The organism is Bordetella sp., assembly GCF_051960075.1.
Taxonomy (GTDB): Bacteria; Pseudomonadota; Gammaproteobacteria; order Burkholderiales; family Burkholderiaceae_B; genus Bordetella.
In genome coordinates this window covers 1-12,068 of the sequence record NZ_JBQCER010000081.1, presented here as the reverse complement: position 1 = coordinate 12,068, position 12,068 = coordinate 1, and the positions used below count along the sequence as shown (strand labels likewise).

The following is a 12,068-nucleotide window of genomic DNA, read 5'->3' as shown; positions in this document are numbered from 1 at the left end:
CACACGACCTCTTCCTGAGCCTCTTGCGGGATGCGCAGCATCTTGCCGCCACGGCTTCGTGATTCGCCCCGCCAACTATTTTCCAAAACACTCACCCATCAACGCCATGACCTTCTCCAACAACCGCTTGCCGCTGGTTCTGATCACCCTGTTTTCCTTCGGTGCCCTGGCTGTGGCGCTGGTCTCGCAGTATGTCTTCTTTATGCAGCCTTGCGCCTGGTGCGTGCTGCAGCGCCTGATCTATCTGGTGATCGGCGTACTGGCCCTGCTGGGTCTGATCGGCGGTCGCACGCTGGGCCGGCCGGCGACCTTGCTGACCGCCGCACTGTCTATCTGCGGCCTGGTCGCCGCCTGGTATCAGTACAGTGTGGCTGCACATCTGGAAACCTGTGCGCAGACATTCGCCGATCGCTTCATCAGCGGCCTGGGGCTCGACGCCTCGATGCCCAAGCTGTTCGGCATCTATGCCATGTGCAAAGACGCCATGGTGAAGGTACTGGGCGTGGAATACGTCGTGTGGAGCATGGCGCTCTTCACGCTAATCCTGCTGGTCGCGCTGGCGGCTTCGTTCAAACGCCGCTGAAGCGCTTTCCGCCGGGGGCCGCGCCCCAGGGCAAGGCGGCCGCCTGCGGCAAGCCCGGCAGGACACAGCTGGACTAATCAGATGCGCGCAGCAGCGTTCTTGCGCCGGTACATCTCTTGGTCCGCATGTCTGAGCAAGGTCTGCGGATCCGCTCCATCGCGCGGGTACAAGGCGTATCCGATCGAGGCGCCCACGGCCACCACCTCGCCTTGCGGAACACCCTTGAGCGACGTGAGCCCAGGTTCGAGTACGGATTCCAGACGGCGGCGCTCGCAAACGGCTTTCGCGTCGTCGTCGACCCCAGGCAGTGCAGCGACGAATTCATCGCCGCCCAGGCGGACCAGCACGCCGTGTTTGGGCAATTCGGCTTTGATGCGCTGTGTGATCTCGATGAGCGCGCGGTCGCCATTGTCGTGCCCCCATCGATCGTTGAGCGGCTTGAAGTAATTCAGATCGATAAAAAGCAGCGTAAAAGGCCGCGGCGGCCGCCCCTCCTCCGTGCCCCGCATCAGCATCGCAAGAATGTGCGGCAAAGCATCGCGATTGGCGCACCCGGTAAGCTTATCGGTGAAGAGGCTGTCGCGCATATGACCGAAGTTATTAGCCAGTTCGCCGATCTCGTCATTGCGGTCTACCCTGATCGGCGCATTGATTTCCCCCTGGCCGACTCTGCGCACCGCGTGCGCGAGCCTGCGCATATCCCCGGCGATGCCGCTGAATATGTGCAAGCCGATTGCCAGCGCAAGACCCAGCGCGAGCAGGCCCAGCGCGATCACGAGTATTACGTTCTGACGGACGGTCGTGAACAGGTCGTCGCGGGGAACCGCCACGACGGCGATCCAGTTCAAGCCGCTTCTGTCGGTGATGTGCTTGTAGGCAAGCTGGATTTTCTTGCCATTCGAAGCCCTTATCAGAGCCGTGCCTGTCGGCGTGTCCGATTCCAGAAAAACCGACCGCAGCTGCGCATAAGCCGACGCGAGCATCGAATCCCCGCTCGTCCGGGCGTTGATGCGCTCGAGTTCGCCATGGGCGTCGAGCCGTACGTTGGGCATGCCCGACGCCGCGATCAGCGCACCGTCCGGTTCAAGAATGAAAACTTGTCCGCCATGACTCAAAGGCAGCCGGTCCACGAAGCGTCGCAGCGTATTCAGGAAAATATCCGTTGCGACGACGCCTTCGAATGCCCCCGTCCTGGACTGGACGCGCCGGGCGAGCGTCATGACGAGATCGTGATTGTCGAAGTCGACATACACCGGCGTCCAGATGGGTCCATCAGCCTGACGCGCAAGTTTGAACCAGGGTCGGCTACGCGGATCGAAGACCGCCGTCTCTGAAAAGGTGGGCTTGGGCGTGCCGGTGATGCCGTCGAGAAGAAAGTGCTGGCGAGGCTTGCCGGCCAGCGAATTCAGGCGCATCTTTGCCTGATTTCCGTCACGGTGCAATCCGATGCTCTGGCCCGCGATATTGCCGTAATAGACCGAACCCGCCGTGCCGCGCAACGATGCGGCAGCCCATAGGCGCCTTTGCAGATTGCCCAGGTCGCTGCTGATGTCGGTCGCTGCGGGCAGCCCATTGGGGAACGCTACTTCGAGCGTAGCACTCGAATAGCGCACGTCTTGGCTGATCGCCTGGGCTGTGCGCTCGACGATCTCTACCATGACCTGCTTGGACAGCCCCGACACAGTCGTGCTGTCCATCCAGTACCACAATACGCCCAGCACGCCCGTAAGCAGCGAAATCAGCACCACAAAGGGCAATATCAGCGAAAGCCGTAGCGAGGAGCGTTTACGGTTCACGGACTTGTTCGGTCTGGAAACTCAAGTATCGCTGGTTACATAGCCCATGTTGAACTGCAACCCACCAGCGGCCTCGTCGTCCCCGGAGTTGCCGCCGCGCGATTGACTGAGTCGTGCCAGATACTCGGGCGTGATGTCACCGGTGACATACTGACCGTCGAAGCACGACGCTTCCACGCGCTGCAGGGCCGGGTTGAGATCGCGGATGGCTTGCTGCAGATCGCTCAGGTCCTGATAGACCAGGCCGTCTACGCCGATGGTGCGCGCGATTTCTTCGTCATCGCGGCCCGTGGCGATCAATTCCTGCTGCGTGGGCATGTCGATACCGTACACATTGGGATAACGCACCGGCGGCGCGGCCGAAGCGAAATACACCTTGTTCGCGCCGGCGGCACGCGCCATGTCGACGATCTCGCGGCTGGTCGTGCCGCGCACGATAGAATCGTCAACCAGCAACACGTTCTTGCCCTTGAATTCCATGCCGATGGTGTTCAGCTTCTGGCGCACCGATTTCTTGCGCACCGCCTGGCCCGGCATGATGAACGTGCGGCCCACGTAGCGGTTCTTGATCAGCCCCTCGCGGTAGTTCAGGTTCAGGCGCGAAGCCAGCTGCATGGCCGCCGGACGCGACGAATCGGGGATGGGCATGACCACGTCGATGTCGCCCAGGCGCATGGTACGTGCCACTTTGTCGGCCAGATATTCGCCCATGCGCAGACGGGCATCGTATACCGACACGCCGTCGATAAGAGAATCGGGACGGGCGAAATAGACGTATTCGAAAACGCAGGGCGCGAGCTGCGGATTGTCGGCACACTGGCGACTGACCACGCGGCCATCTAGGTCTATGAACACCGCTTCGCCGGGTAGTACGTCGCGCACAAAGCTAAAACCGCTGCCTTCCAGCGCCACCGATTCCGAGGCGGCCATCCACTCCACGCCATCGTCAGTTTCCAGCTTGCCTAGGCACAAGGGGCGTATGCCGAAGGGGTCGCGGAACGCCAGGAGTCCGTAGCCCGATATCTGCGCCACAACGGCGTAAGCCCCGCGTGCACGCTTGTGCACCATGGTCACGGCGCGGAAAATTGCGTCGTCGTCCAGCGACGTGCCTCCGGCCGCCGACTGCAACTCGTGCGCGAGCACATTGAGCAGCACTTCGGAATCCGAATTGGTGTTGATGTGGCGTCGATCGACGCGATAGAGCGACTCGCGCAACTCGCGCCAGTTGGTCAGGTTGCCGTTGTGAGCGAACATGATGCCGAACGGCGCGTTGACGTAGAAAGGCTGAGCCTCTTCCTCGCTGTCGCTGGAGCCGGCCGTGGGATAGCGCACCTGGCCTACGCCGCTGCTGCCGGGCAGCGAACGCATGTTGCGGGTGCGGAACACATCGCGCACCAGGCCATGCGCCTTGAACATATTGAAGTGATTGCCATGCGACGTGGCGATACCCGCAGCATCCTGCCCGCGGTGCTGCAGCAGCAGCAGACTGTCGTAGAGCAACTGATTGACCGGTCCGCGCCCGACGACCCCGACGATTCCACACATGGTGAGTTCCTTAATTGACGCTCGAATACTGCGTGTTGGGCGGCAGCAATTCCGCCAACGAATGAGGCAGCCGCGACTTGATCTGTTGTACCGCCTCGACTGCCAGGGGCGAGAATTTCGCCTGCTGCCACCAAGGTTCCTTAGGCAGTGTGGTGTACCCGCACACCACAACCAGCGCCAAAATAATGAGCACCCCTCGGATCAGGCCGAAAATGCCGCCCAGCCCGTGGTCTGCGGGCGATAAGCCCGTCGCGCGGATCAGTGCGGCCAGCGCCATGTTGACCAAGCCTACAGCCAGCAGAGTCCCGATGAATACCGCAGCATAGGCCGCCCCGGCGCGCAGCAGCGGATTCTGTATGAGATGAATCAACCAGCCGGCCGCGATGCCACCCCACCAAATCGCCGCGACGAAGGCCAGCGCATAGGCAGCCAGCGACAGAAATTCTTTCAACAAGCCGCGCGCCAGCCCCAACACGCCAGAGGCGGCCAGTATTCCCAGTACGGCGAAATCGAATCCGGTCACTTCGCCGCGATGAAGCCGTTGTCATAGCCGAGCGCGCGCAAGCGAGCCTGGGCTGCCTGAGCGGCCTCGCGCGAGGGAAACGGCCCGACGCGCAAGCGATATTGAGATTTGCCACCCGAGGTATAGGGCTCGAGATAGGCGTTGCTGATGCCCGATTGGCGCAGCTTGTTGTAGCGCAGCTGGGCATCGGCCTGCGAACTGTAGGCGGCGATCTGCAGCACATAATTGCCGGCGGCTCCGGGAGCAGCTTTGGCAGGCGCGGCAACAGGCGGCTTGCGGCCTTCGAGCAAGGCCATGGCAACCGATCCGTCGTCGGTGCGCGCTACCGGAGCCGGCTTGCTTTCCACAGGCTTGGGCTCCGCCTTGACCTCGGTCTTGGGCTCCGGCTTGCTCGGCTCAGGTTTGGTCAACGAGCGCTGCAGATCGACCATGGTCGGCGCTTCGGGAATGGGCGCAGCCGCGGCAGGGGAAGGCGTGCTGGCCGCAGGCGCGGAACTCGCTGCGTCCGGCGAAGATTGCGTCGCGGGCGCAGAAGCTGACTGGCCGGGCTGCTGCGTCTGCGGATTGGATACCGCGGGCTGATAAGGCGTGTCCTTTCCGGGGATGCTCACAGAAACGTCGTCGGCCACTTGAGTAGGCCGGGAGTCGAGCACCATGGGCAAAACAATGACGGCGGCCAGAACAAGAATTACCGAACCGGCCAGACGCCTGCGGGCGCGGGCGCGTAGTTCGGCTGCTTGAATCTCGCTGGACACCGGAGGGCGCCGTGCTTCGCCTTTCTTGGCTGCGGCGGAATCTTTGCGTGTGAATAAGCCCATTATGGCGCCCGATGTCTATCGTTGCTGTCCGGCTTGCTGCCCAATACCCGGCCGACCGGTCAGGTCGATCGGCCCAGCGCCTGCATGACGGCGGACACGGTAAGAAAGGAGCCGAACACCAGAATTCTATCATTCTCACCCGCCCTTTTCCGCGCCGCGGCATACGCCGCAGCCGGGTCCTGGCAGGCCTGTACTCCCGGCGCATCCTCGCCGGCCGGGGTCACCGGCAAGGCAGCCCGAACGCGCTCGGCCAACGCCTCGCCGGGCATTCCTCGCGCCCCTGGCAGCCCGGCACAATACCAATGGTCGATACGGCTGCCCAACTTGGCCACCACCCCGGCAAGGTCTTTGTCCGACAGCATGCCGAAGACCGCGTAGGTGTAAGGGTGATAGCCCATATTGTCGAGGTTCTGAGCCAGCACGGCGGCCGCATGCGGATTGTGCGCCACGTCGAGTATGACCAGGGGCTGGCCCGGCAGAATCTGGAAGCGGCCCGGCAGCACCGCCTGGGCCAGGCCCAGACGCACCGCCTGCTGGGGCACCGGCAGCCGCTGACGCACTGACTCCAGCGCCGCCATGGCCGCGGCGGCGTTGAGCAGTTGATTGGCGCCGCGCAGGGCAGGATAGGCCAGCGCAGAACGGCGCTGGCTGCGCCCGCCATAAGCCCACTGCTGGCGGTCGCCCGAATAATTGAAATCACGGCCGAACAGCCACAAGTCGGCGCCGATCTTGTCGGCGTAGTCCAGCAAGGACTGCGGCGGCACCGGATCGCTGCAGATGGCCGGCCGGCCGGCGCGATAGATATGAGCCTTCTCGAAACCGATGGCTTCCCGAGTATCACCCAGGTAGTCCATGTGATCCAGATCGACACTAGTGATGACGGAACAATCGGCGTCGACGATGTTGACGGCGTCCAGGCGCCCGCCAAGGCCGACTTCGAGCACCACGGCATCCAGTCCGCTCTGCGCGAAAAGACGCAGCGCCGCGAGCGTGGTGTATTCGAAATAAGAAAGACTGATTTCGGCGCGGGCCGTTTCGATGGCGTGGAATTGTTCGACCAGCGCTTTATCCGTCACCAATTCACCGTTGATGCGGACGCGCTCGTTGAAGTGGATGAGGTGTGGCGAGGTGTACAAGCCGACCTTGTAGCCCGCAGCCAGCAACATGGCCTCGAGCATGGCGCAGGTGGAACCCTTGCCATTGGTGCCGCCTACAACAAATTTGACCGCGTCCAGCCGAATGTCCAGCCGTCTAGCGACTTCGCTCACCCGTTGCAGCCCAAGGTCTATAGGCTTTGCATGGAGGACTTCCAGGTAATGCAGCCAACCGTCCAGCGGGGTGGACGCATCAGGGGGCGCGGCGAAAGACATGAGCGAAATAGCAAGAAGAAACAACGCCCCATTTTAACAGCCGGGCCGTTCGCGTCGGTTTTCGGAGAAAATCGAGCCCAGGGTTTTCGCTAGATTCGCCGCCTCGGGAAAATGAGGGCTCCTTCCTGATTTGCCTTGAATTTTCAATAATTTATATTTGTTGACAATGTTGCTGCGGCATTCGATTCGTTTTCTAAAGTTTACTTGGGGCATGCCGTAAAGATTTCCGAGAAACCATACCAACAAGCTGTGCTGCGCATACCTTAACGGAGCGAAACATGGACATACTTTCGTTTGTGCCCCCCACAGCGAATCTAACTCTGCCGCAGGTGGATGCCACGATAGCCGCGACAGCCCAGCCCATCGCGCCAGCCGCGAGCGCCTCCGACGGGCGCGGCACCGACAGCTCCACCTCGCAGCAGCAGCACGGCAGCTCTGGGGCTTCGGTCGACAAGGCCCTACAATCGGTCAACGATCAACTGCATAGCTGGGACGCTCAGATGCAATTCACCATCGACCCGGACACCCACCAGGTCGTGGTTGACATCATCGACCCTCAGACCGGCAAGACGATCAGCACCATTCCCTCGGAAACCGTGCTGCGCATTGCCAAGATGATCGCGAAATTCCAGGGCAATGCCGTGAAGACCGAGGCATGACCGTACAGGTGACCTTTTCTCTCGCGAGAACAAACGCATCTTATCCCCCTTGCCCCGACGATCAGACGCGCACCGGATTGATCAAAATTAACGTCGTACCGCCTGCCGAGGCAGAAGGAGCATTTCCATGACCACCAGCGCTATTTCCAACACCGCCAACGCAGGTTTGATTACCTCGCTGGGTGTCGGCTCGAGCCTGGATCTCGCGGGGCTTCTGAGCCAACTCCAGGCAGCCGAACTGGCGCCGACCACGGTCATCAACAACCAGATCAGTAGCGCCCAGACCAAGATTTCCGCCTACGCCACCCTGCAAAGCGCGATCCAGGCCGTTCAAAGCGCCGCCGCCACGTTGGGTCAGGCCAGCACGTTCAGCTCCGTGAAATCCTCGGTCACCGGCACCGATATCACCGCGACCGCCGCCACAGGCGCCATCGCCGGCTCGTACAAGGTCGTAGTCACAGCGCTCGCGCAGGCCGATCAGCTTCAATCGTCCACCGCCATTCCCACCGCGACGGCCGGCAGCCAGAGCTTCGGCAGCGGCGGCTCCATCACCATTACGCTGGCCAACGGCTCCAGCCAGACCATCAATCTCACCGGCAACAGCGACACCAGCCTGCAAGGCGTCATTAATGCCATCAACAACGACAGTTCGGCCGGCGTGAACGCCACTGCCGTCAACAACGGCAGCGGCGGCGAATACCTGATGATCACCGGTTCGCAAACCGGCACGACCAACGCCATCTCGAGCATCAGCGTCAGCGGCAACAGCACGCTGGCCAGCGCCCTGACCTACACTGCAGGCGCCACCAGCGGTAATACCATGACGCTGTCGCAGACGGCCCAGAACGCCGCCGCTACGATCAATGGCATCGCCGTCACCAGCAGCAGCAATACCATCTCCAATGCCATCAACGACGTCACGCTCACGCTCAACAGCGTGACGGCTTCCAGCGGCAGCGACACGCTCAATCTCACCGCCAATGCCAGCGTTCCCGAGAACGCGGTGCAGGCTTTCGTCACGGCCTACAACGCACTGCAGACCACCATCGGCAGCCTGACTGCGTTTAACACCGCCGACAGCACGTCCAGCCCGCTAACCGGCGACAACACCACGAATAACGCACGGAACGCGATCGCACAGGCGCTGCGGGTCTACATTGGCACCGGCACGCTGCAGTCGCTGGCCGACCTGGGCATCACCACGGATTCCCACACCGGCAAACTCAATCTCAATACCACCACGCTGAACAACGCCATTACTACGGATCCGACCGATGTATCCGCCCTGTTCACCAGCGCCAGCGGGCTGGCAGCCAACATCCAGAGTGCAGCCAACACCATTCTGGGCAATAGCGCCTCAGGCATCACAGGAACGCTTTCCTATGCCACGAGCGGATTGCAGCAGACCATCACCGCGTTGCAAAGCCAGTACAGCACGCTATTGAGCACGGTCACGGGAGACATGAACCGGTATCGCACTGAGTTCACCAACCTGGATACCCTGCTCGCGACAATGAACAGCACCAGCACCTACCTGACCCAACAATTTGCCGCGATGAGCAAATCGTCGGGGTAACCGCTTCAAGCTTTCCTTATGGCTTACGCAGAAAGACGTACCTCCTACACGACGCGCTCCACTCGGTCTTATGCCGACGTGGGCCTGGAAACCGCAGTGTTGAATGCGTCGCCCACCCGGCTGGTCACACTGCTTTTCACCGGCGCGCGCGCAGCAATCGCCAAGGCCAAGATCCACATGGAGGCCGGCCAGATTCCCGAAAGAGGCAAAGCCATTAGCCATGCCACGCGCATCGTGGATGAAGGTCTCAAGCAAAGTCTGAACCTGTCGGCTGGCGGCGAAGTCGCGGAGAATTTGTCCCGACTGTACAACTACATTCTCCGAAGTCTGTATCTGGCCAATTTCAGAGCCGATATCGAACAACTCAACATAGCCGATCGCTTGTTGGCCGAATTGCAGACCGCGTGGCAACAGGCAGTTGACCCCCAACCGCAAGCTATCGACGAGTCGCAACCCGGGCAGGCGCAACAACCCTGATCTTTTCCGCCCGATTTCCGAGGCCCTCATGACGTCAACGCCGGCCCCCGTGCTGGACATCTACAAGAGCATCGCCCACATTACCGGCGCCATGCTCACGGCTGCGCAGGCGGATGATTGGAGCAAGGTCGTGGACTACGGCAAGGAATACTGCCAGTCCGTCGAACGGCTGCGCAATCTCGAATGCGTCGAGCCTGCGCTCGATAGTGCGGCGCGCGGCGTCAAATACGATTTGCTGGTGCAAATCTTGGATAACGATGCCGCCGTCCGAGATCTCGCCATGCCTCAGCTTAAAAATCTGAGCCAGATGCTGGGGCGCATGCGCCGCCAACAATCGCTTATGCTCGCCTACCAGGGCCGGACGCCTAGTCTATGAGCGTAGTTGGGCCGCCAGCCCTAAGCAGCATTCTGGTGCAAAGGCTGGACGCCGTGCTGGGCACCAGCATGTCGGCCTATGCCAATCTGCTCAACGGCGCCCGCCCCGATGCCGTTGCCCCGACGGCAGACCCCGAAAAAAATCCTCAGCTGGACGAAAACGGCCAGCCCATACTCCCCGAAGCGGAGGGAGATACGGCGCAGCAGATCGCCAATGCCAAAACGGCCACGGCGCTATCGCTTGCTGCCCGGGGATTGGTCACCAGCACCGACCTTACCCCTTCCGCGCCCACCACCCTTGGCGCAACCGCGCGCACCATCCTGGCGTTGCTCGCGCAATCGCCCGACAAGGCGCCACCCAGTCAAGGCAAAGCGCCGCTCTGGACAGGGCTGAGCGGCGACCAGGAAGAATCCCGCACATCCAGCGCCGGGGGCGGGCCGGGCCGCGCCCCAGGAACACCGACGCCGATAGGCCAGCAGACGAATGCGGCCGTGGCGCAAGCGGGCCGGCAATCTGACGATGCGCAAGGGCAGCAGCAACAGCAGCCTCAAACCGCGGCATCCTCGAATGCCGCCTCGGTTCCTACCCCGGTCCGCGCTGGCCAGCAGACACCCGCTACGCTGGCGACCGGGCAGACTGCCGGCATGCAACCGACGGCTGCTTCCAGCACGACCCAGGCTGCGCAGATCACCCTGGCGCTGCGTGCTGCCGTCCAGGAAACCGGGCTGTTTTACGAATCGCACCTGACCCAGATGGTGTTCGGTCAGCGCACCGCACAAGAGATCGCCAGGGAACCGCAGGCCCAGCTGAACCAGGGTGCCGTCATCACCCGCGACACGCCTGTACCTGCACCGGCGGCCAACGTGTCGGCCAGCGCGCCGACCAACGCGCAGACGATGCCAGCCGCGACGCAAGGCGGTGCTTGGAACGGCGCAGCCCCAACGGTCCAGGGTACACAGAGTGCATCGATCGCACAGCAAAATGCTACCGGCGGCGGCAGCTCTACCTCGCTCAGTCTTTCCAGTTCGCTGGCCGGTGGCGGCAATCCCCTGGCCGGCATTCATCCTGCCGCCACGTCACTGGTTCACCAGCAGCTCGACGTGCTGGCCAATCAGTCTTTTGCCTGGCAGGGCCAGGCTTGGCCCGGCGCTCATATGGAGTGGGAGGTGTCACGCGACCGCACCCAGGGCGGTGAGCTGATGGACAACGATCACTGGGCTACCCGCCTGCAGGTCGAGCTGCCGCGCCTGGGCATGGTTCAGGCAAGGCTGACGCTCGCGGGCAATCAAGTGGTGATGAGTCTGGTCGCGCCCAGCAGCGCCGGCGAACTTAGCCAGAACAGTAACGCGCTGCGCCAACAGTTTGTCTCGGCTGGGCTGGCCCTGAGCCAGCTCACTGTCGACTCTCAGCCGCCCTCGCCTTTCGACTTGTCATGAACACCCGCTATGCCGACCCGCGCCGAGCAGCCGTCGCTGTCTCGTATGATGAAGGCGATACCGCGCCTCGCGTCGTCGCCAAGGGCTACGGCAAGCTGGCCGACACCATCACACGCGTCGCACGCGAGAACGGCCTGTACGTGCATGAGTCGTCGGAACTCGTCGGCCTGCTCATGCAGGTTGACCTGGACTCGCACATTCCTCCGCAGCTCTATCTGGCCGTTGCGGAGCTTTTGGCGTGGCTTTATCGGCTGGAATCTCGTAGCGCCCCCGGCCGGACACCGCGCCCTAGCCTGCCTATGGTGCCGGGTGCCCCCGTAGCCGCCCCCGCCAACCCGGGCGAGGCTATATCGTGATCTGCGAAATCGTGTTGTAGGCGCTGATCAGACGATTGCGCACCTGCACGGCGGTTTGAAAGCCGATATTGGCTTTCTGCGTATTGATCATGACTTCGTTGAGCGACACATTGGGATCGCCCAGCTCGAATCTCTCGGCCTGCGCCTTGGCGGTCAGTTGCGCGTCGGAAATGCGTTTGATCGATTTGCTCAGCTCATCGGCGAAGCTGGTTGCCGCCTGGCTGGACGAAACAGTAGGCGATAATTCGGATGGATCCGATACCCCCTGCTGGGCAGCCTGAACCAATGCCCGCATTTGCTGCAACATGCTTTCGACACCGGATATGCCTGAAACCGCCATGGCTAGGACTTCCTTGCAGAATTCGATGAGATTGGGTCTAAGAATAGCGCGGACGCTGCGAGGGCATTGCACCCAAAAGCCGCCAAAACACCCAATAGTTCACATGTAACATCTTCACATGTAACATAATTGCCTTCCATCTAAACAGGGTGAAACAAACAACACCCGAAATACGCTTGTTTTCGTCGATTGGCGAATGCGGGCCGACGCCGA

The 12,068-nt window shown here is 61.8% G+C and carries 13 protein-coding genes; 7 read left to right on the top strand and 6 right to left on the bottom strand.

All coding sequences use genetic code 11. The features are described from left to right. Positions 1–106: 106 nt before the first annotated feature. Positions 107–583, top strand: coding sequence for a disulfide bond formation protein B (locus tag ACTHJ1_RS13605; RefSeq protein WP_440193230.1), 477 nt, complete (start codon positions 107–109; stop codon positions 581–583). A gap of 77 nt (positions 584–660) precedes the next feature. Here the strand turns inward: ACTHJ1_RS13605 and ACTHJ1_RS13600 are convergent, their stop codons facing one another. Genes ACTHJ1_RS13600 through folC form a run of 5 tightly spaced genes read right to left on the bottom strand, consistent with a single transcriptional unit; the run spans position 661 to position 6,635 of the window. Further along, entirely contained in the window at positions 661–2,379 is a 1,719-nt protein-coding gene (locus ACTHJ1_RS13600; protein WP_440193228.1) for a sensor domain-containing diguanylate cyclase, read from the bottom strand. Between the two features lie 21 nt (positions 2,380–2,400). After that, complete coding sequence (gene purF / locus ACTHJ1_RS13595) at positions 2,401–3,924, bottom strand: amidophosphoribosyltransferase (RefSeq protein ID WP_440193226.1); 1,524 nt, start codon at positions 3,922–3,924, stop codon at positions 2,401–2,403. Between the two features lie 10 nt (positions 3,925–3,934). Next, the gene (locus tag ACTHJ1_RS13590) at positions 3,935–4,447 is read right to left on the bottom strand and encodes a CvpA family protein (RefSeq protein ID WP_440193224.1); all 513 of its coding nucleotides are present in this window, start codon (positions 4,445–4,447) and stop codon (positions 3,935–3,937) included. Beyond that, a complete protein-coding gene (locus ACTHJ1_RS13585) occupies positions 4,444–5,265 on the bottom strand; it encodes an SPOR domain-containing protein (RefSeq protein WP_440193222.1) in 822 nt (273 codons plus the stop codon). The genes ACTHJ1_RS13590 and ACTHJ1_RS13585 overlap by 4 nt, the downstream gene beginning before the upstream one ends. A gap of 59 nt (positions 5,266–5,324) precedes the next feature. Beyond that, entirely contained in the window at positions 5,325–6,635 is a 1,311-nt protein-coding gene (folC, locus tag ACTHJ1_RS13580; protein ID WP_440193220.1) for a bifunctional tetrahydrofolate synthase/dihydrofolate synthase, read from the bottom strand. A 278-nt stretch (positions 6,636–6,913) separates the two neighbouring features. Here folC and ACTHJ1_RS13575 point away from each other — a divergent pair, with 278 nt between their 5' ends. The 6 genes from ACTHJ1_RS13575 to ACTHJ1_RS13550 all read left to right on the top strand — a co-directional run bounded on the left by ACTHJ1_RS13575 (position 6,914) and on the right by ACTHJ1_RS13550 (position 11,515). After that, on the top strand, positions 6,914–7,294 hold the full coding sequence (locus ACTHJ1_RS13575; RefSeq protein ID WP_440193218.1) for a flagellar protein FlaG: 381 nt from the start codon (positions 6,914–6,916) through the stop codon (positions 7,292–7,294). 127 nt (positions 7,295–7,421) lie between these two features. Beyond that, on the top strand, positions 7,422–8,870 hold the full coding sequence (fliD, locus tag ACTHJ1_RS13570; protein WP_440193216.1) for a flagellar filament capping protein FliD: 1,449 nt from the start codon (positions 7,422–7,424) through the stop codon (positions 8,868–8,870). Positions 8,871–8,888: 18 nt separating this feature from the next. Then, on the top strand, positions 8,889–9,347 hold the full coding sequence (fliS, locus tag ACTHJ1_RS13565) for a flagellar export chaperone FliS (protein ID WP_440193214.1): 459 nt from the start codon (positions 8,889–8,891) through the stop codon (positions 9,345–9,347). Between the two features lie 28 nt (positions 9,348–9,375). Continuing rightward, positions 9,376–9,723 (top strand): flagellar protein FliT, encoded by a 348-nt coding sequence (locus ACTHJ1_RS13560; RefSeq protein WP_440193212.1) that lies wholly within the window; start codon positions 9,376–9,378, stop codon positions 9,721–9,723. 35 nt (positions 9,724–9,758) lie between these two features. Beyond that, entirely contained in the window at positions 9,759–11,159 is a 1,401-nt protein-coding gene (gene fliK / locus ACTHJ1_RS13555) for a flagellar hook-length control protein FliK (protein WP_440193210.1), read from the top strand. Then, entirely contained in the window at positions 11,156–11,515 is a 360-nt protein-coding gene (locus tag ACTHJ1_RS13550; protein ID WP_440193208.1) for an EscU/YscU/HrcU family type III secretion system export apparatus switch protein, read from the top strand. The genes fliK and ACTHJ1_RS13550 overlap by 4 nt, the downstream gene beginning before the upstream one ends. Here the strand turns inward: ACTHJ1_RS13550 and fliE are convergent. After that, positions 11,505–11,855: a flagellar hook-basal body complex protein FliE gene (fliE, locus tag ACTHJ1_RS13545; protein ID WP_440193206.1), complete on the bottom strand. Its 351-nt coding sequence runs from the start codon at positions 11,853–11,855 to the stop codon at positions 11,505–11,507. The two genes, ACTHJ1_RS13550 and fliE, sit on opposite strands and share 11 nt — an antisense overlap. Positions 11,856–12,068 lie beyond the last annotated feature (213 nt).

Bases quoted from the DNA above. Each gene is read 5' to 3' on its own strand.
- ACTHJ1_RS13605 (WP_440193230.1), top strand. From the start codon at position 107: ATGACCTTCTCCAACAACCGCTTGCCGCTGGTTCTGATCACCCTGTTT.
- purF (WP_440193226.1), bottom strand. From the start codon at position 3,924: ATGTGTGGAATCGTCGGGGTCGTCGGGCGCGGACCGGTCAATCAGTTG.
- ACTHJ1_RS13585 (WP_440193222.1), bottom strand. From the start codon at position 5,265: ATGGGCTTATTCACACGCAAAGATTCCGCCGCAGCCAAGAAAGGCGAA.
- folC (WP_440193220.1), bottom strand. From the start codon at position 6,635: ATGTCTTTCGCCGCGCCCCCTGATGCGTCCACCCCGCTGGACGGTTGG.
- ACTHJ1_RS13575 (WP_440193218.1), top strand. From the start codon at position 6,914: ATGGACATACTTTCGTTTGTGCCCCCCACAGCGAATCTAACTCTGCCG.
- fliD (WP_440193216.1), top strand. From the start codon at position 7,422: ATGACCACCAGCGCTATTTCCAACACCGCCAACGCAGGTTTGATTACC.
- fliS (WP_440193214.1), top strand. From the start codon at position 8,889: ATGGCTTACGCAGAAAGACGTACCTCCTACACGACGCGCTCCACTCGG.
- ACTHJ1_RS13560 (WP_440193212.1), top strand. From the start codon at position 9,376: ATGACGTCAACGCCGGCCCCCGTGCTGGACATCTACAAGAGCATCGCC.
- ACTHJ1_RS13550 (WP_440193208.1), top strand. From the start codon at position 11,156: ATGAACACCCGCTATGCCGACCCGCGCCGAGCAGCCGTCGCTGTCTCG.
- fliE (WP_440193206.1), bottom strand. From the start codon at position 11,855: ATGGCGGTTTCAGGCATATCCGGTGTCGAAAGCATGTTGCAGCAAATG.